Genomic DNA, 19,380 nt, shown 5'->3' on the forward strand with positions numbered 1-19,380 from the left:
TGCGGGACTGGAACCTGTCGTCAGCATCACTCGTGGCACACTTCGGCCATGGCCGACCGCCTTGACGAACTGGTGGACTTGACGCGCCGCCTCGGGAGGCCGGAGCGTGACCTTGCCGTCTTGGCGGAAGGGAACACGTCGTGCCAAGACGAAGGGGGCTTCTGGGTCAAGGCGAGCGGGTTCGGACTCGACGGCATAGGGCCGGAAGGGTTCGTCCATTGCGGACGGTCGCAATTGATCGATGCCTTCGACCGTCCCCATTCGGACGAACAGGTCAAGAACGTCTTGCTCGCGAGCCAGACCCGACCTGGGCCGAAGCCCTCGGTCGAGGCGTTCATGCACGCCTGGTTGCTTGGGCTGCACGGCGTCGAGTTCGTCGCGCACGTCCATCCGACCGCTGCCTTGGCGGTGCTTTGCACGGAATCCGCTTCCTCCTATGCGGCGCTTCGCTTCTTTCCGGACGAGGTGGTCTGCTGCGGCGCACGGACGGCTTGGGTGCCCTATGTCGATCCCGGGCTCAAGCTGGCGGAAGCCGTCCGAGACTCGGTGACGGCGTTCATCGACGGACAGGGAGACGTTCCTAAAGTCGTGTGGCTGCAGAACCATGGCGTCATTGCGCTGGGCGGCTCGACGTCCGAGGTCGAGAGCGCCCTGGTCATGAACGACAAGGTGTGCCGGATCATCGCTATGAGCCGCGAGCGGCTCGTGCCTTTGGAACCTGAACAGGTCGAGCGCATCCGCAGCCGGCCCGACGAACACTATCGACAGGAGCTGCTCTGGAAGCTGAAGGCGGGCCGCTGACCGACGCCGAAGCTCCGCTCGGGCAGTTGATCCGTCCCGGTTGGGAGGGCGTCAAACGCAATTGGCCGGCCATGGTCTTGATCCAAGCGGTGGCGGTGACGTTCGTCGTCGCCTACTATGCCGCTCCGTCGTTCCGAAGCTCGCTGGACACGTTCGCAGCTTGGAGGGCCGGATTGGGACTGCTGTTCGCTCCTGTCGCGGGGTTCCTTGCGGGAGGGGTGTTGCCGGAAATCGCCAAGGCCTTGACCGGTCTGAACCGCAAGTTCGACGGCGCATGGCTCCGAGACACGCTCTTCACGGGGCTGGTTTGGTCGGGACTTGCGCTGATGGTCGACGTCTTCTACGGGTTTCAAGAGCAATGGTTCGGAGGCGTGGCGGATCCGATGACCGTCGCCAAGAAAACGGCGATGGACATGGTCGTCTTCGCTCCACTCTTGTTCGTGCCGTATTCGGTCGCGATGTTCCGTTGGCGCGATGCAGCCTACCGTCCGAGCGGGTTGGCGAGCGTTTTCGGGTGGCGGAACTACCGGGCGAACGTCTTGCCGACGTACATCCCCAACGTCTGCTACTGGATCCCGGTGCTGTTCGCGGTCTATGCCCTACCGACCGTCTTGCAGTATCCGCTCTCAGCCTTGGCGACGGCATGTTGGAGCCTCGTTTTCGTGTTCATCAATAAGAACTCCGGCGACTAACCCCCATAGATCGCCCGCTTGACGACCTGGATCGTATGGAGCGCGTCGCCCGTCGATTGGGCCGCGACCAACTGGTCCCTTTGGGCATAGATCGTGAGAGCCCGCTTCATGCAGTTCGCGAAGAACTCCATGGAAAGCCGCATGCTTGCAGTCTGCTCGGTGCGGTACGTGAACTGGTCTTCCCCGAACCAGCCGTCGTAACCCGTGTCAACCGCCGCATAGCAGAACTCCACGAGCCGCCAAATGTCGTCGGTCCCCGCGATCCGGTCTTCGTCGTTCGAGTTGTACTTGGCACCGTTGATGTGGAAGTTCGCGATGGGCACGCCGATCGTCTTGAGCAGGTAGAGCGAGTCGGCGGGGGTGTTGCCGACCATCTGCTCGTGGCCATAGTCGATCGCAACGCCCATGACGGTCTTGCCGAGGCTACGGTTGACCTCGACGCACACGCACGCCGCCTTCGCGACCGTGTTCGTGATCATGTTGCCCTCCCGGGGCTCCTTTTGCTTCGGCTCCGTACCGAACTTGAGCCCGAGCTGGTCGCACGTCTCGGCGAACTCGGTGCAGGCGTCGATGAACCACCTCAGCCTCTGCCCATAGTCGACTTCGAAGTGGTAGTCCCAACCGTCGCTGCCCGGCCAGAGCCCGCAACTCTCGAACCCGAGTTCCTTCGCGATCGCGATCCCGAGGAGCACCTGCGCTTTGGCCCGATCCCGTATGCCAGGGTCAGGGTTCGTGACCGAGCCGCGCTTATAGACCGGGTCGCTCCACAGGTTGAAATTCATGTTCGTCGGCACAAGACCGTGCGACGCCATGGCGGCGGTCAGGGCGTCGATCCTGGACTGGTTGCGGCTGCCGTCCTTGTTGAGGAATACCGTCTCGTGCCACTCGATCCCCTTGATCCCCGCCTTTGCGACCCGCGCGATCTGGGCTTCCTCGCTGCCGTCGAAAGTGGGGTCGTCGGCGTTGTAGCCGCCCGGGGCAAAGCGGTCGAAGAACTCTCCCGCGCACCAATGGCCTGCGGCGAACCTGATCCCGAAGTCGCGCAGAAAGCCGTCGACCGCGTCGCCTTCGAGGTAGCCGCCATACTTGGAACCGATCAAGGAGAGGGTGGTGGCGTCGGTCTTCATGCTAGGAGGTTAGCATTCCGTCGCCGTTGCCGATGGCCCCGCGGTGTCTAAGGCAGCGCGATGCGCCAAGCACCGCGACCGTGCGTACCGACCGTTAGAAAGCCGGTCCTCGGGTTCGCGACGATGGACATGACCGGAGAGTTGGGCAGCCCCTGGCCCAAGCGTTCCCATCGACCTCCAGGCTTGAGCACGAACACGCCGACCTCCGTGCCGAGGTACAGCGTGGAGCGGTCGTGAGGGTCGAGCGTCAAGCATCGTGCAGGAACTTGGGGCAGCCCGTCACCGATCGCGGTCCAAGACGCCCCGGCGTCCGTGCTTTCCCAAACGCGGTTACCGCCCCACGCGGCCTGTGCGAGATAGACGTGCCGGGCATTGGCAGGATCGATGCACAGGTCGCTGACATAGGCTCGCGGCGGGCCTTTCGTGACGTCGAACCAAGACTTCCCGGTGTCGGCCGTGACCCAGATCCCGCCACCGGAACTGCCCGCGTAGATCACCGATCCGTTGTTGGGCGCTATCGAAACCGCTGACAGGAGCCAACCGAGCGGGGGGCTGATGCGTCGCCAACTGACCGCGCCGTCGGTCGAACGCCAAACGCTCTGTGTCCCGGCCACGAGGATTTCAGGATTGCTGGGGTCCAAGTTGAACGGCGCGTAGAAAAGGGCGCCTTCGCCGAGGTCGATCCCGTGGAACGCTTCCGTCCAACTGTTGCCGGCGTCCGTCGACTTGTACATGATCAGGTTCACGTATTCCGTGTACACCGTGTCCGGGTTCCTCCAGTCGACACGGGTGACGCCACCGTCACCGCTGAAGACGTGACGCCAGGCCTGACTGCCCGCCCGCTTGTTCGTGCCGTTGTCTTGAGTCCCGCCGTAGGCGATCCCGGGGTCCGTCGGGTGGACGTCGACAGACTGGAACTGGACGGTGCCCATGCCGTTGCAGGCGGACCTCCATGTGCCGCCCAGATCGTCGGACCGGAACACGCCTCCGTCGCCACAAAGGTAGACGGTGTCCGGCCGGTTCGGGTCAAAGGTGAAAAAGTGGTGGTCGGGATGGACGGGGCCGCCGGCATACGAGCGGGTGTTGTCCGACCAGTTCTGTCCGCCGTCGACCGTCCGGTAGGTCGACGTCCCCCCCACGAAGACCACGTTCGGGTTGGCCGGACTGACCGTCAAGTAGTTGTCGTACCAGCCTTGCCCGCCGCCATAGTCCGGAACGTTGGGGAGCCGGAGCCACCGGTCACCGGAATCTGTGCTCTTGTACACACCGTAAAGGGCGTTGTTCGAGCCGTAGAACGAGGCGTAGACGACGTTCGGAAAGGCGTCGCACCTTCCCATTTGGATCCTTCCGATCGCCCATCCGTTGAACGGCAGGTCTTGGACGAGACGTTCCCAGTGTTGGCCGGCGTCGCGGGTGCGGTAGAGGCCGTTGAACGGGTTTCCCCAAGGCGCGCCGACGGCCGCGATCAACGTGTCAGGGTCCCGGGGATCGATCATGAGGTCGCTGGCCGGACCGCCGAGGAGGCGGACCCAACTCGAACCTCCGTCGGTGCTGCGGTACACGCCTCCTGTCGTCGAAGCGTAGAGGAATCCGGATCGTTCAGGGTTTAAGACGATCCTGGTGAACGAGTGCCCGGCGAAGACGTCCGGACCGAGAAGCTCCCAATGGGCCCCTCCGTCGCGGCTCTTCAGCATGCCGACTCCGGCGAAGCTGTCGAACGCGTAGTGCGGTTCGCCCGTCCCTGCGTAGACGACGTTGCGGTCCATCGGGTCGATCGCAAGGGCGCCGAAGGCGAGCGACGCTTGGCGGTCGGCGAGCGGCTTCCAGTCGCCGCCACCGTCCACGCTCTTCCACAACCCTCCCGAAGCCGCTCCGGCGTAAAGGGTCTGAGAGTCCGTGTGATCGACCACCAGTGCGGTCGTGCGGCCGCAGTTCTCCATCCCGCCCCATCCCCCGATCAAGACGGAAGGACCGATCTCTTCCCATCGCCCGATGGCGCCTTGGCGGTCGCGGTAGAGAGGGAACCGCTCGGCTTTGACGAACGCGCTGAGGTAGGCCTCAGGCGACGGAGGAGGGGCGAGCGCGGCCTGTTGCTCCGAGAAACGCTTCCAATCGAACGTTCCACGGGACCGGTCGTCGTCCTGGGCGACGGACGTTCCTGCCGCGGCCGCCACCGCGATCCCGAGCCACGCCCTAAGATGCAGGAGCCGGCTCAAGGCCGTCCGTCGGGTCGCTCCGGTACGGGCGGTGTCCCGGAACGGTCGGCGAAGACCATGGCTTCGAACGTGTAGGAGACGGTCGACGTCTGACCTGCCTTGGCGGTCACTTTCCACTCCAGGTCGTTGATCGCGTTGACTTCCCCGGTCAGGACTTGCGTCTGCCGGACCGATCCACCGTCGCTTTGAGAGACGATGCGGCCGCGCACCGTCTTCTTGATCTTGACCGTCGCGTCGGAACCTCGCAGGTTCGAGAGCTTCAGTTCGCCTCTGAGCGTCACCGGAATGAAGTCGGACTTTCCGATATGAACGGGCGCCCCTCGTTTGACTTCCGATTCGGTCTTTTCGACCCGCATGCCGATGCCCCGCGAGAGACGGATCTCGGCCGTCCCGCCTGCCGGCGTGTATTTGACCGTCTCTTGTCCGACCGCACGACCGTCTTCGACCACGAAGACCGGGCCCGTGGTGAGAGGCTGCTTCGTGACGTTCTCGAGGTTCAAGATGTAGAGCACGTCTTCACCGTCGGCGTTCCACTCGAACGAGGGAGAGACCGGGACGTCTTGCTGGAAGATCGAGACCATCGCAATGTCGTTCGTCGCAAGGGACAGTCCCGCCTTCCGATAGAAGTAGAGCTCTCCTGACTCCTCGGCCGCGATCGTCGCTTTACCGCCGTTCAGGCGGGCCGCTTCTTCGGGCTGGGCTTCGGGCAACCGCTTGGCGTCGCTTTCAGGAGCCGGAGCACCGGTGGCGACTTGCGGCGCGATCACGCCGACCATGTCTTGGACGCCCCGGTTGGCGACGAACGGGGATCCGACCACGAAGAGGACGTCGCTCTTGTTCAAGGTCTCGGTCGTGTTCTGCATCGAGGCCCGAAGCTGGAGGTTGGCTTTGCCGCCGTCGATCGCGAGCACGTAGCTCGGCTCCCATCGGATGCCTTCTTGGAGGTACGCGATCCCGAGCTTGGTCGTCTTGTTCGGGTCTTTGGTGTCGACCTTGACCCTGATCGGATAGCCCGGCAGGCTGACTCCCTGGATCTGGTTGTAGGGCACGGCGCTGTAGCCCGCACCGACTTGGAGGAGCAACATGTCGTCGAGAAGGCGTGCGAGTTCGCCCTCGAACCGTTGTCCGTTATTGGCGGTGACGACCAGCCGTAACCCCGTCTTGTCGGCGAGCTTGGACTTCAACTCGGCCGGATTGCCGAACTCGATGCGGTTGTCGCGGGTCGTAATGACTTCGTCGATCCGGTCGCCCTTGTCGAGCGCGTAGACGTAGACGGTTCCACGGATCGCGCTGGGGACGAAGTTCGTCGTCGCCCAGCCGTTCTCGAGCTTGACTTGCCCTTCTCGGACGTAGTAGCCATACCCGTCGCGGAACACGGCGACGCTCTTCAAAGAAGTTTCAAAGGTCAGCCCGCGCTGTTGCAAGGCCATGGTGAAGAGGACAGGTGCGAACGGCACGGCTTGAGTTTAGCCTCGGCCGAACCGTGAAACGCAGAACGTTCTTGTTTCGAGGAAAGCGACGGATCCCCTTGAAAGGGGGCGGTTCTACCTGTCCGGTCCATGAGACCGCCCTGGTACGGGCATCGTCCTGGCCGTGCCGTCCTCCAAAAGGCCGACACCGGTCGGGTCCCGGCCTTGTCTCACGGGGCCGAACTTTAGGCTCTACTTATCGTGGCTGCTTCGGACTAGCCATGGGAGATTGATAACCTATGACCGCTTCGCTAGGGTTACGGCTTACGACCGTACTTTCGCTGCTTACCCTTTCCCTCGCGTCCTCGGCGCAGATGAAGTTCCTTCCCGGCGACTTCACGATCGCGCCCTCTGCCGCCGACCAGTCGGCACCGGCGATCGCGAGGTCCTCTAACGGGTCGCTCGCTGTCTGGTCGGATTACCGCTCGAACCCCTACGGGAGCTTCGACTATGAAACCGGAAGGGACATCTATGGTCTTCGGTTCGGACCTGACGGCGCTCCGATCGGGGCCACCCCGTTCCCGATCGCAACGGTTCCAGCGGCGCAGGAGAACCCGAAAGTCTGCTGGAACGGCAACCATTGGCTCGTCGTGTTCGAAACGACGGGTCTCTCGGGCACGGGCTCTTACTACGAAAAGACCCTCGCCGCCGTACGCGTCGCTCCTGACGGGCAAATCGTCGACCAGCGTCCGATCACGCTCTATGGTCTCGGATCGAACTCTGGTGTGCAATGGGACCTGGCGACCGACGGGTCGAACTGGGTGGTCGCTTGTCAAGGAACCTCGACGAGCAACGGGACGGTCGCGGTGCGCGTCGGCCCGAACGGCCAAGTGTTGGACCCGTCCGATAAGCTCGTCGTGCCCGAGGCGTACTTCTTACGCTTCAACCTTCGTCTCGCCTATGCCGACGGGGTCTTCATGCTCGTCATGGACAACGTCAACAACGATACAGAGTACGTCCGGTTCGATTCGAACCTGAAGGTCCTCGACCCCCTTCCGGTCATCGTCCAAGGCTGGCGGACCCAGTCGTTGTCTTCGGACGGCACCAATTTCCTCCTCGCCTCGGAACGGCAATTGTCCGATTTCACGAACCACATTTGGGTGAACCGGGTGAACGCACAAGGCCAAAAGCTGGACGGCGACGGTCGTGACGTCTCAGGCAGCTTCCAACCCTATGGGCAGAGCGGGCCTCTCGCGTCCTGGAGCGGCTCGGATTGGCGTGTGACATGGCCCGTGTTCGGTGGCGTCCGGATGGCGACCGTTCGAGCCGATGGGACGGTCGTCGCCGCAGGCGGACTGGCTGTCCAAGGTGCGCAATACGGCCCGATCGCGGCCCTGCCAGACGGCGGAGCCCAGACCGTTTGGTCCGACTATGACAATAGTTCGAACAACATTTTCGGTACACGGATCCTGGCGGGAGGGACGACTCTGGGAGAACACGGCGTTTCCAACGCTGCACCCCAACAGGTCCGGCCTGACGCGGCGACGAACGGGTCCGGATTCATGGTGGTCTACCGAAGCACGGATTCGGCGGTCGCCAGGGTCATGGCCGTGCCGCTCGATGCGCTCGGAAACCCTCTACTAGCCGAACCTGTGACCTTGACGACAGGCCCGGCGATCAATGGTCCGACCACGCCACAGGTTTGCTGGACGCCGTCCGGCTACATCGTGGCATGGGGCAACGGCGCCACGATCTTCGTCCAAAGGATCCGTCCTGACGGCTCGTTGGTCGACCCGGGGCCTGTGGCCGTGATGAGCGGAATCTTCGGACCCTCCGACGTCTGTGCGATCGGCGATACGGCCCTCGTCCTCGGTCGAAAGTCGTTCCAGGGCGGCCAAGTGATCACCGCTTACGGGACGAGGATCCGGTCCACGGACATGGCCGTGCTCGATGCGACGCCCGTTGTCTTGGGCGGCGGGTACGTCTCGCGTCCGCCTTCGGTCGTCGCACTCGGCGGCCGGTTCCTCGTCGTCTTCATGAGCAATTGGTCGCACGATAATTCGATCGCCGACACCGCCGGGATTTTCGTTCCGACGAGCGGTGCTCCGGGTGCGTCCTTCGCGGTGCATACGACGTACTCGACGGCCGGTGGCAACGGCATCTTTGAAATCGGACTGGCGTCAAACGGATCGCGGGCCATCATGGTCCAGTCGCAAGAGCTGACGTCTGGGGTCGAAACCGACATGCTGTGCCGTTTCATCGATTCGACAGGGACGGTCTCTGCGGCCAAAAACCTGACTCCCTGGTCGGGGAACCAGTACCGACCCCGCGTGGATTGGGACGGGCGGCACTTCGTGATCGCCTATCAAGAGCAGAAGAACCGCACGACGTACTGGACCCTTGACCAGATCGACGCCAGGGGCGACCTGTTCGGCATGCGCGTCACGCCTGAGGGTACCGTCGTCGACCCGCAAGGGTTCGTGTTCAATCGGAGCCCGATCGGCGAAAGCGACCCGACCGTGGTGTCGAACGCCGGCCGGACGATCTACTTCGGTTCCCTGATGCAAAACGCTCAGGGTCTCACGAACTACCGGATCGGCTACGACGTACTCGGTTCACAGGACAACGTCGCCCCGGTGGCCGTCGCGACGGCGACTCCGTCTAGTGGGACGGTGCCATTGCCCGTGTCATTCAGCGCGGCCGGATCGCTCGACCCAGACGGCACGATCGTGTCCTACTTCTGGGACTTCGGCGACGGATCGACCTCGACGCTTCCCGATCCGTCCCACACGTACGTCGAAGGAGTACCGAGAACGGTCGAACTGACGGTGACCGACAACGGTGGGTTGAAGACGAGGCAAGCGATCCTCGTTTGGCCCAAACAAAAGAACCTGCCGCCTGTCGCCGTCGGAGTCGCGACGCCGGCAAACGGACACCCGTCCTTGGACGCCGTGTTCACCGCTACAGGTTCGTACGACCCGGACGGACTGGTCGGGAACATCCGCTGGACGTTCGGCGACGACCACAGCGACTATTGGGGAGCGACGGGCTACCACACGTTCGGCCAACGCGGCATCTGGCCCGTCGACTTGACCGTATGGGACAGCGACCAGGCGACAACGACGAACCGCCTCCACGTCGTGGTCGGGCCCTCGAGCCTGGAGACGCCTGTCGACGTCTCGACCACGGTCGGTCTTTATCAGTCCGGAGACGCGTCAAGCTTGGCGACGAGTAACGACGTCGGATACGAGATCAGGGAGGGTGCCACGGCCTCGCTCAACGGACCGGCCGCACAGTTCGAAGCGGGGTTCGTGGTCGATCAGTCGACCGCCGAGGGCTTCGTCGTCCGGTTCGAGTCGTCGGTCACGGCGAACCCATCGGGCAACGTCCGTCAGAAGCTGTACGCGTGGAACGTCCAAACCGGCCGGTGGGACCTTCTCGACGACCGGCCTTCCGTGAAATCGGACGTACCGTACGAGGTCGCGGTCATGACCGGAGCTTCCCGATATCTGGATTCGGGAACCCGGACCGTGAAGCTTCGAATGTCGTGGACCAAATCCGGGGTGTTGGCCGCCCGCGGATGGAGGGCTAAGACCGACCACCTCCGATTGGCGGTGCTGTACCCGTAAGGGCACGGTGGAGCAAGGCGGGCCTATCGTCGGCGATCCCGACGATAGGCCCGCACCGTGGCCCGGCACGAGCCTCATCATAATCAGGCCACATGACCGTCAGAGTCCGCTATGCTCCGAGCCCGACCGGAAGCCCGCACGTCGGGAACATCCGCACAGCGCTCTACAACCACTTGTTCGCCAAACGCCACGGCGGGGTGAACATCGTCCGGATCGAGGACACGGACCGGGCCCGGACGGTCGAAGGGTGCGAAGCGGAGATTTTGGAGAGCCTTCGCTACGTCGGAGTGGAGTGGCAGGAAGGCGTGGGCTCGGACGGGCCAGAACCGTCTGAAGGGCCGTTCGGGCCGTACCGGCAGAGCGAGCGGAACGCCGCGGGAATCTACGGGCCGCATTGGCGACGGCTGATCGAGCAAGGAGACGCGTATTGGGCGTTCGACACTTCGGAGGAGCTCGAGGCGATGCGTAAGGAACGCGAAGCCCAGAAGTTGTCCACGGGCTATTTCGGCGGCGAGTGGCGGGATGCACCGACGGCCAAAGTCGAAGCGGCACAGGCAGCGGGCAAGCCGGGGGTGGTCCGGCTTAAGGTGCCCCGCGGGCTGAAGATCGTCGTGGAGGACGCCGTCCGGGGACGGATCGAGCACGACAGCGACCTGGTCGACGACCCCGTGCTCATCAAGGCCGACGGTATGCCGACCTATCACTTCGCCGCAATGGTCGACGACCACCTGATGGAGGTCACCCACATCTTTCGTGGCGAAGAATGGATCAGCAGTGCGCCCAAGCACGTCGTCCTGTTCGGAGCGCTCGGATGGACGCCACCCGTCATGGTGCACTTACCCGTGATCAAGGGCAAGGACGGATCGAAACTGAGCAAGCGGCACGGCGATACGGCTTGCCTGGACTTCAGACGGGCCGGGTTCCTAGGCCGTGCCTTGGCGAATTTCATCGCCTTGATCGGCTGGTCGCCGGGAGGCGACCGAGAGGTCATGTCGATGGACGAAATGGCGGAGGCGTTCGACCTCAAGGGGGTGCAGCCGTCGAGCGGCGTGTTCGACGCGGACAAGCTGCAATGGATGAGCGGCGTTCACGTACGGAACTCCGGTCCGCAACGGCTGGCCGATGAAGTCCGGGACTATGCCGGCCGCCAGGAAACGGAGCGGTATTGGTCCGCCCGTGTCCCGTCTTCGGACGAAGTCGATCCCCACGTGCGGTTGGACGGCCTCCGCAGGCTTGCCTCTGCAGACCCTCGTTCGGCCGAGGCCGCCGTCGCACTTCTCCAGGAGCGCGTCACGAACTTGGCCGACTTCGGTCCGGCCTGCCGGTTCTTGTTCGTCGAGACCGTCGACTTCGATCCGAAAGCGGTCGAAAAGTGGTTCCACGAACCGCACGTGCCCGACCTGTTCCGACGGTTATCGGACAAGGTGACGGGCATGACGGCTCACGGTCATACGGACTACGAAGTCGCGTTGAAGGCGTGTCAGACCGAGATGGGGATCGAAAAACTAGGCCCCGTCGTCCATCCCGTCCGCGTCGCGTTGACGGGTTCGACCGTCGGCCCTGGTCTCTTCGAACTCATGGCCGTCCTGGGGCCAGAGCGGATCGTCAAGCGACTGCAGTCCGCCATCGGAGACCGCTAACGGCCGACAAAGGGAGACCGGGCTTGGCGCACCGGCCCTTTGTCGGCCACTATAGCGTCAGCCTCCGTTCGGCGACTTACCCTTTTCGATACCGCCCGGAGGCTGGGGCATGTCCTCATAGCTGCCTTTGGATTTCGGGGCGTCTTTGAGGACCTGGTCCCCTGCCGCGCTCGACGCCCCGTCCGGGCCGGACGAGGAGCACGAGGCCGCAAAGACGGCAAGGGCGAGGATTCCGAGCCTCTTCATTCCATGTCCCACAGATAGCGCGTCTTATCGAAGACCCTTCCGCGCCAGAGCGGCCGAAGGTCGCAACCCTGCGCGAGCTGTCCGATCGCCATCGTCTTCAAGTGTCCGTCCATAAACGTGACGCGGAAGCGACCGTTGACCCACGGCCATGAACCGCCATAGACGAGCCAGCTCTTGGAGTTGGTGTCCAGCGTCCAGCCTCCCGGTCCGTAGTAGCGCCATTCGCCTTTGGCCGACAGGGATTTCATGGGCTCCATCAGTTGTCCGGCGTCGTCATAGACGCAGGGCGGCTCGACGACCCAGTTCCCTCCGCCGACGGGCGTGCCTTGGGCGTTCCGGTACCACACGGAATCGACTTGCATGATCGTGTCGGCATGGGCGGCGAAGCGGCCCATGTTCTGAGGCTCGGACCCGACGTAACGGCCTCGGACGACCCACGGACTGACGAATTCGAAGTTCAGTCCCATGTTCGCCCTCGAGGCGACCGAGTACCAGTAGTTCGGGTCCGTCTCCTTGAGCGGAGTACCGGTGCACTCGTTGTCGTTGGCGTCACAGTGCCTGCGGTTAAGGGGAAGCGGGTCGACGGGGCACACGCTGATGTCCCAGTTCTTGGCATAGGGTTGGACCAACTCGAACCAGATGTAGTCGGGCCGGCCGAACCCCCATCCGATCGGGTTGTTGCCCTGGTTCACAAAGGGCATACCGTCCTCGTTGTCGGTCGTGTACATCAAGGTGGCGACCATCGTCTGTCGGCAGTTCGACAGCCACATGGTGCCCTTGGCGGCGGTCTTCGCTTGGGCGAAGACCGGGAAGAGGATCGCGGCCAAGATCGCGATGATGGCGATCACGACCAGAAGTTCGATCAAGGTAAAGGCCCGTTTATTCACGATGATTGCCGCACCCGGTTCTGGGGCGCCTCAAGCCGCATTATAGAGGCGGTTTGCCCGGGCACGCCACTTCCGTGAAAAACTCTTTGGCCGACTGTACGCGGACCGGTGCGGCCCGATCTGCCGGAAGCCGCCCCTCTCGGGGTAAAAAGTCGGCCCGTGGCAAGGGTCGGATTCGTCGGTCTCGGAGTGATGGGCGCGCCCATGGCGGGGCACTTGGTCAGGGCCGGCCACGACGTCACCGTTTGGAACCGGACCGCGGCCAAATGTGCACCGCTCGGAGAGGCCGGCGCACGCGTTGCTGACGAGATCGGCGAGGTTCCGGTCGCTTCTGACATCGTCTTCACGTGCGTCAGCCGGAACGAAGACGTCTTCGGCGTCGTCGCCGCAATGATGCCCCACGCCGCCGAGGACACGTTGTTCGTCGACCACTCGACGACGTCACCGGAAACGGCCCGTGACCTCCAGGCCGATCTCGCCGAGCGAGGCTTGCGGTTTATGGACGCGCCCGTCACCGGAGGGTCGATGGGAGCCCAAGCCGGCACGCTGACGGTCTTCTGTGGAGGACGTGACGAAGACTATGAACGGGCTCGCCCTGTCATGGAAGCCTACGCGAAGCGGACTCGGCTCGTCGGGCCGGGCGGCGCCGGACAAACGATGAAAGTCGCGAACCAGATCGCGGTCGGAGGGGCGCTGTTGGGCCTTTGCGAAAGCTTGGCTTTCGCCAGTAAGGCCGGACTCGACCTTGCGACGACCCGCGAGCTGTTGGCCGGTGGCGCGGCAGGATCTTGGGCCTTCGAACATTACGGCCCGAAAATCCTGAACGGCGATTGGACTCCGGGTTTCAGCGTCAAAAACCAGCGCAAGGACTTTGCCTACGCTTTCGACGCGGCCAAGGAAATGGGTGCGGCGCTCCCAGGCACGGTCCTTGTCGATTTCCTGTTGTCCAAGCTTACGGAACAGGGTCTTGACGATCGGACCACCGCCGCGCTCTACGAGGTGATCCTCGGCCTGGAGTCCGCGTCGTGGACGTAAAGCTGACGGGCGTCACGAAGTCGTTCGGAGCCATGAAAGCGCTCGACGACGTCGGGTTCGAAGCAAGGGCGGGGGCGATCCACGCGATCGTCGGGGAGAACGGTGCCGGAAAGACCACGCTCATGCGGATCCTCTACGGCGCCCTCGCGCCCGACGCCGGAACGATCGAAGTCGACGGAGCGACCCGGACGTTCGCCCGTTCCTCCGAGGCCATCGAGGCCGGAATCGGAATGGTGTCGCAACACTACAGCGTCATTCCAGAGCTCACGTGCCTTCAGAACCTGATGCTCGGAGCCGAACCGTCCTGGGCGCTGTCGAAGACCGACGGCACGGCGAGGGCGGAGTCGCTCGCGGCGAAGATGGGTTACGCCTTCGATTGGCACGCGAGGGCCGACACCTTGAGTCCGGCCGGAAAGCAAAAGCTGGAAATCCTGAAGCTCGTGTGGCGGGAGTCGAAGGTGATGATCCTCGACGAACCGACCGCGATGCTCTCGCCCGACGATTCGGAGGCCCTGTTCGCGAGTCTGCACGCGTTCGCCGAGAAGGGAGCTTGCGTGATCGTCGTCACTCACCGCCTGCCCGAAGTGATGCGCCACTGTGAGACTGCGACCGTCCTGCGTGGAGGCCGTCTCGTCGGCAGTACAAAGGTGGCGGACACGGACGCGTCCCGATTGGCGGAGTCGATCGTCGGCCACAGCGTCGCCGCCACCGTGAAGTCCGAACCCCAGGTCAAGGGGCCGCTCTTCGCCGCAAAGGGACTGACAGTGAAAGGCTATCGCGGCGACGACGCCGTCAAGGGGGCCACGTTTATGGTCCGTTCTGGCGAGGTCGTCGGACTTGCGGGCGTCGACGGTAACGGGCAGCGGGAGTTGTTCCAAGCCGTGACCGGTCATGTCCCGGCCGAAGGGACTTTAGAGTTCGACGGTCGGCCCTGGAACGGGCGGGCGACCCGACAACGGCTCGCGGACGGCCTGCGACTGATCCCAGAAGACCGTCATGCCGAGGGCGTAATCGATGAGTGGTCGTTGGACGAGAACGCCTCGCTCGGACGTCAATGGGCAAGGCCGTTTGCGAAAGGGCCGTGGATCGATGCCGCAGGGCGCCGAGCGTTCGCAGAACAGGCGGCAGCCCGGTTCCGTACGAAACACGACGGCTTGGACCGACCGATGTCGAGCCTGTCGGGTGGCAACCAACAACGGTTCGTGGCCGGTAGGGCCCTCAGCGACGGTGCACGGCTCGTCCTGGCCTTCCAACCGACGCGCGGGCTCGACATCGACGGGACGGCCAAGGTCTATAGCGCCATCCGCGACCTGTGCCGCGAAGGCGCTTGTGCCTTGATCGTCAGCTTCGACCTCGACGAGCTGATCGAGCATTGCGACCGGGTCCTTGTCATATCGCAAGGGCGCTTGTCCGAACCTTCGTCCGACGTCGCGTTCGACCGTGCCGAAATCGGCCGCATGATGGTGGAGGCCGGGTGAAGGGCTTGACATGGAAACACGGCCTGCTCACGGTCGGTGCGTTCGTCCTCGTCTGGATCGCTGTCCAATCGACGGGCGTCGCTCCGGGCCTGGCCTTGAAGAGCTTCGTGGAAGGCAGCGTCGGCGGGCCGGCCGCATGGCGTCAGACGCTGCGGGAAATGACGCCCCTCCTCGTCACAGGCACGGCCGTGTTCCTGGCCCTTCGTGCGGGCCTTTTCAATATTGGTGCCGACGGCCAACTGGTCGTCGGGGCTTGTACCGCGACGGCCGTCGCGATGCGCGTCCCAGGTCTGGCCGGGATCGTGGCGGGTTGCGCCGCGGCCGTCGTGGCCGGAGCGGTCTGGGCGTCGCCCGCCGCCTGGATCAAGGCTTATAAAGGCGGGCACGAAGTCATCTCGACGATCATGCTCAACAACATCGCCGGGTTCTTGACGGTCTGGCTCGTGACCGGCCCGATGAAGGACCCGTCGCAACAAAGTCCGACGACGAAGTTGATCGACAAAGGGTCGTTCATCCCTTCGGTCGTCGACCAGCCTCCGTTCCGCATGAACCTCGCTTTGATCATGGGGCTGATCGTCGTAGCCTTGCTCGCCGTTTTCCTCAAGAAGACGGTATCGGGGTTCGAGGTCGCGGCCACGGGTGCGAACCCGACCGCGGCCAAAGCCGCCGGAGTCGACGTCCGGCGCGTCACGGTCTGGGCTATGGCGGTCAGCGGCGGCCTGGCGGGACTCGCGGGCGCGTTCCTCTCTCTCGGTTTCGAGCACAGGTTCTACGCGGACTTTTCGCCTGGATACGGGTTCGACGGCCTTGGCGTCGCTCTCTTGGCCGGAGGTTCGCCTTGGGGGCTGGTCCCGGCCTCGTTCCTGTTCGCCGTCATCAGCGCCGGGACGTCGTCCGTCGACTTGCTCGGTGTGCCCAAAGGGATGAACGGCATCCTCCTCGGCCTGATCATCATCGTGTTCGCGACCGTGCGCTATCGGAGGGCAGGCGTTGCCGTCGATTGACTTCGGCCTCCTCGCCGTCAGCGCCTTGGCGCTGGCCGCCCCCCTTGTTCTTGCGGCCCTTGGCGGGCTGCTGAGCGAACGGTCCGGCGTCATGAACATCGCCCTTGAAGGTGCCATGCTCTTCAGCGCATGTACGGCGGCGCTCGTCGGTATTCTCACCCGCTCCCCTGCCCTTGGATTGGCTGCTGCATTGGCCATCGGAACGGCGGTGATGTCGCTCCACGCCGTCTTGACCCAAGTGTTCCGGATCGATCAGATCATCAGCGGTATGGCCCTGAACGCCCTTGCCGCCGGTTCGACGGCGTTCGTCAGCAAGGCCTTTCTCGCGCAGAGCACGGTCAAAGCCGCGCTCTTCCCGTCGCAGGTGTACTGGATCGCCGCGCTCTTAGCGGTCGTCGCCGTCGCGCTGTATATGGACCGGACGCGAGGCGGACTATGGGTCCTTGCCGTCGGGAACGATCCCGATAAGAGCCGGCAAATGGGGATCGAGCCTGTCCGGGTCCGGTTCGGCGCACTGGCGACAGGTGGCGTCCTGTGCGGACTAGCAGGGGCCCTGATCGTCAGCAACGCGGGCAATTTCACCGAGAACATGACGGCGGGGCGTGGCTACATCGCCTTGGCGGCCCTGATCATCGGATCCTGGAGGGCTTGGCCCGCGCTGGCTGCCTGTCTCGTCTTCGGGCTAGTCGAAGCCGTCCAGTTGCACTTGCAAGGCACCAAGCTCGTCGGTGCCGAACTCCCGACTCAGTTCTGGACGTCTTTGCCATACTTGTTCACGCTCGTCGCGTTGGCCGGGCTCTTGGGGAAGAGCAGACCGCCGGCCGGGTTGGGCAAGCACTGAGACGCCATGTTGGTATCGCTCGCGATCGTCGGGGCCACGCTTCAACCTGGGGACTTCGTGGTCGCCCGGTGTTCGGCGGCCCATCGGGTGCTCCAGTCTGCAGGTCTCCGGCTCCGCGTCGACCAAGCCGGCTTCACGTCTCGCGAGAAGACCCTGTATTCGGTCTCTTATGACCGCAAACTCGGCGTGGCCGACGTCACGGTAAACCGCAAACGACCACTGAGGGTGGTCGTCCAGGCCGAACAGACTTTTGCCTACGACGGGTCGTCCAAGCAGTACACGCAAAAGCCTCGTTCGGACGAGTCGCTCGGCCTCGCGGTCCAACACGGCCTTGAAGTCGCCGACGACGTCCTCATGGCCGTTCTCGAGGAAGGCGGCGTCGCGGGCTGGTTGAAGGAGTTCCAAGGTAAAGGCGAGTGGTCGTTCGCGAACGAACCCGGCATGCTGACGGCCGTGTGCAAGACCGACCATGGCATGATCCTTCTCTCGATCGACGCGAAGACGGACCTCCTGCGCCATGTCGCGATCAAAGAAGCGCAATACGGGACGGATTGGCGGTTGGACTACGGTCAGAAACCGACTGTGATCGCGTTCGAGCCGCCGCCCGGAGCGGTTAAGACGACCGAACTCCGGGCCGACACCGTCATGCCGACGTTCGGCTCTGCGGAAGCGAAAGCCGTCGTCCTGAAGCTCTTCGCCAAATACGACCATCCGAAGCGTCTTGCTTACGAAGTGTCGTCGGCCGACGAAAGGTCGCAGGTGTGGGTCTTGGCCGGAAACGTCCGTCAGAACGACGCGAAGGCCGATTGGTCGGTCGTATCGGACCGGTTCGAACTGCTCGACAAGGGTCGGGGCGACGTCGTCGAGGGCCCGGCCGCGCTGTCGAAGATCGTCGACGCGGTCGCTCGGTCCGGCACCCGGGTCGAGCCGCTGCTGAAGGCCCTGCTCCGGGGCCAGAACCCCTTCCGGATCTACTTCGGTTCGAACTCGAACGTGACCCTCACAGGGAAGGCGACCATCCAGGGCCAGCCGTGCGCGCTGGTCGAGTCGTCGTCACGGAAGTCGAAAGTGACGCTCGTCGTCCGCAAGTCGGACGGGTTCGTTTTGAGCATGTCCTCCCGCGACGTCGGGCCGGGCGCGATGCAGGGACAGACACGCACCTTCCGCGAATTGAGCTTCGACGCTTCATCGATGAAGACGACGAGACCGGCTTCGGCCCGCACCGTCAGCCTGAGCGACTACGTGGCCCAGTCTTAGCCCGGTCCAAGCTGGACCCCGGACATACTTCGGGTGATGTTCCGGAAGCTCATGGAGAGGGTCGACCGACTCCTCGGAAGAGGCGTTATCGACGAAGAACTCTATGAGGAACTCGAAGAAGCGCTTCTTCAAGCCGATACCCACGTCGCCGTGACCCATGCGATCATCGAAGACGTCCGCAAGGCCGTCCGTTCCGAAAAGATCACGACCCCGATCGGGATCAAGGACAGATTGCAGGACGAGATCCGCCAACGTTTCGGGCAGGGTGGGGACCCGTCTCTCAAAGTCGCCGCGACGGCCCCGACGGTCTACCTGTTCGTCGGCGTCAACGGTGTCGGCAAGACGACGTCGATCGGAAAGCTCGCCAAGCGGTTGACGTCACAGGGCCAGCGCGTCCTGCTCGCTGCCGGCGATACGTTCCGGGCGGCCGCGATCGAGCAGCTTCAGCTTTGGGCTCAAAAGTCCGGTGCGGAGTTCGTCGGCGCACAACCGGGCTCCGACCCTGCCAGCGTCCTTTTCGACGCGGTCACAGCGGCAAAGGCGCGCGGCTGTACGTACGTTCTGGCGGACACGGCCGGACGCCAGCACACGAAGGCCAACCTCATGCACGAACTTCAAAAAGTCGCCAAGGTCACGGAGAAGGCCCTTGGGCGTCCGCCCGATGAGACGCTGCTGGTGTTGGACGCCAACACGGGCCAGAACGCGATCCGCCAGGCCGAAGAATTCTCTCAGGCGACGGGTGTGACCGGTCTGGTCTTGACCAAGCTCGACGGCACGGCCCGTGGCGGCGCTTTGATCGGCGTTTGGGAGCGGTTCCGGATCCCGATCAAACTGGTCGGGACCGGTGAGAAGCCGGAGGACCTGAAGGACTTCGATGCCGCTGAGTTTTCGCGCGGCCTCTTCGACTGAAACGAGTCCGGGGCTGCGCCTCCTTGGATGCGCGGCCCCGGTTCGTCAGATTGCGGCTCGTCTCAGCCGGTGACCTTGAGGAGGGCGGCGTCGATGTCGACGCACGGGGCGGCGACGGCGCTGAAGCTCCGGTAGACCTCGACCCGGCCGGACATCGTGCCCGCCGTGCCGACGTACTGCGAGAGCGGCGTCGAGGTGGCCGAACCCGT

Annotated in this window: 16 protein-coding genes; 10 read left to right on the forward strand and 6 right to left on the reverse strand. The window is 63.9% G+C overall.

Features of this window, described 5'->3' with window-relative positions; genetic code table 11:
- Positions 1-48 precede the first annotated feature (48 nt).
- Together JST30_06105 and JST30_06110 are read left to right on the forward strand one after the other, a co-directional pair.
- A complete protein-coding gene (locus JST30_06105) occupies positions 49-801 on the forward strand; it encodes a class II aldolase (protein ID MBS1713892.1) in 753 nt (250 codons plus the stop codon).
- A 71-nt stretch (positions 802-872) separates the two neighbouring features.
- Entirely contained in the window at positions 873-1,493 is a 621-nt protein-coding gene (locus tag JST30_06110; protein MBS1713893.1) for a hypothetical protein, read from the forward strand.
- On the opposite strand, the gene JST30_06115 is transcribed toward JST30_06110, so the two are convergent.
- The 3 genes from JST30_06115 to JST30_06125 are packed head-to-tail and all read right to left on the reverse strand — an operon-like array spanning position 1,490 to position 6,293.
- Complete coding sequence (locus JST30_06115) at positions 1,490-2,620, reverse strand: TIM barrel protein (GenBank protein ID MBS1713894.1); 1,131 nt, start codon at positions 2,618-2,620, stop codon at positions 1,490-1,492. The two genes, JST30_06110 and JST30_06115, sit on opposite strands and share 4 nt — an antisense overlap.
- Positions 2,621-2,667: 47 nt before the next feature.
- Entirely contained in the window at positions 2,668-4,836 is a 2,169-nt protein-coding gene (locus JST30_06120; protein MBS1713895.1) for a hypothetical protein, read from the reverse strand.
- Positions 4,833-6,293 carry a hypothetical protein gene (locus JST30_06125; protein ID MBS1713896.1) on the reverse strand — a complete coding sequence of 487 codons (1,461 nt, stop codon included), beginning with the start codon at positions 6,291-6,293 and terminating at the stop codon, positions 4,833-4,835. Before JST30_06125 ends, JST30_06120 begins: the two co-directional genes overlap by 4 nt.
- A gap of 326 nt (positions 6,294-6,619) precedes the next feature.
- On the opposite strand from JST30_06125, the gene JST30_06130 reads away from it, so the two are divergent.
- Positions 6,620-9,874: a PKD domain-containing protein gene (locus JST30_06130; GenBank protein ID MBS1713897.1), complete on the forward strand. Its 3,255-nt coding sequence runs from the start codon at positions 6,620-6,622 to the stop codon at positions 9,872-9,874.
- A gap of 92 nt (positions 9,875-9,966) precedes the next feature.
- A complete protein-coding gene (locus JST30_06135) occupies positions 9,967-11,514 on the forward strand; it encodes a glutamate--tRNA ligase (protein ID MBS1713898.1) in 1,548 nt (515 codons plus the stop codon).
- 57 nt (positions 11,515-11,571) lie between these two features.
- Here JST30_06135 and JST30_06140 read toward each other — a convergent pair whose 3' ends face one another.
- Positions 11,572-11,760 (reverse strand): hypothetical protein, encoded by a 189-nt coding sequence (locus JST30_06140; protein MBS1713899.1) that lies wholly within the window; start codon positions 11,758-11,760, stop codon positions 11,572-11,574.
- Positions 11,757-12,650, reverse strand: a complete 894-nt coding sequence (locus tag JST30_06145; protein ID MBS1713900.1) for a prepilin-type N-terminal cleavage/methylation domain-containing protein — start codon at positions 12,648-12,650, stop codon at positions 11,757-11,759. Before JST30_06145 ends, JST30_06140 begins: the two co-directional genes overlap by 4 nt.
- Before the next feature lie 156 nt (positions 12,651-12,806).
- Here JST30_06145 and JST30_06150 point away from each other — a divergent pair, with 156 nt between their 5' ends.
- Genes JST30_06150 through ftsY form a run of 6 tightly spaced genes read left to right on the forward strand, consistent with a single transcriptional unit; the run spans position 12,807 to position 19,171 of the window.
- A complete protein-coding gene (locus tag JST30_06150) occupies positions 12,807-13,682 on the forward strand; it encodes an NAD(P)-dependent oxidoreductase (GenBank protein MBS1713901.1) in 876 nt (291 codons plus the stop codon).
- Complete coding sequence (locus JST30_06155; GenBank protein MBS1713902.1) at positions 13,673-15,160, forward strand: ATP-binding cassette domain-containing protein; 1,488 nt, start codon at positions 13,673-13,675, stop codon at positions 15,158-15,160. Before JST30_06150 ends, JST30_06155 begins: the two co-directional genes overlap by 10 nt.
- On the forward strand, positions 15,157-16,164 hold the full coding sequence (locus JST30_06160; GenBank protein MBS1713903.1) for an ABC transporter permease: 1,008 nt from the start codon (positions 15,157-15,159) through the stop codon (positions 16,162-16,164). Before JST30_06155 ends, JST30_06160 begins: the two co-directional genes overlap by 4 nt.
- Positions 16,151-17,005: an ABC transporter permease gene (locus tag JST30_06165; GenBank protein ID MBS1713904.1), complete on the forward strand. Its 855-nt coding sequence runs from the start codon at positions 16,151-16,153 to the stop codon at positions 17,003-17,005. Before JST30_06160 ends, JST30_06165 begins: the two co-directional genes overlap by 14 nt.
- A 6-nt stretch (positions 17,006-17,011) precedes the next feature.
- Positions 17,012-18,262 carry a hypothetical protein gene (locus JST30_06170; protein ID MBS1713905.1) on the forward strand — a complete coding sequence of 417 codons (1,251 nt, stop codon included), beginning with the start codon at positions 17,012-17,014 and terminating at the stop codon, positions 18,260-18,262.
- A 36-nt stretch (positions 18,263-18,298) separates the two neighbouring features.
- Entirely contained in the window at positions 18,299-19,171 is an 873-nt protein-coding gene (gene ftsY / locus JST30_06175; protein MBS1713906.1) for a signal recognition particle-docking protein FtsY, read from the forward strand.
- Positions 19,172-19,233: 62 nt separating this feature from the next.
- On the opposite strand, the gene JST30_06180 is transcribed toward ftsY, so the two are convergent.
- Positions 19,234-19,380 (reverse strand): hypothetical protein (locus JST30_06180; protein MBS1713907.1); only part of this gene is annotated, 147 nt, incomplete at its 5' end.

It is taken from the genome of Armatimonadota bacterium, assembly GCA_018268395.1.
GTDB lineage: Bacteria > Armatimonadota > Fimbriimonadia > Fimbriimonadales > Fimbriimonadaceae > JAEURO01.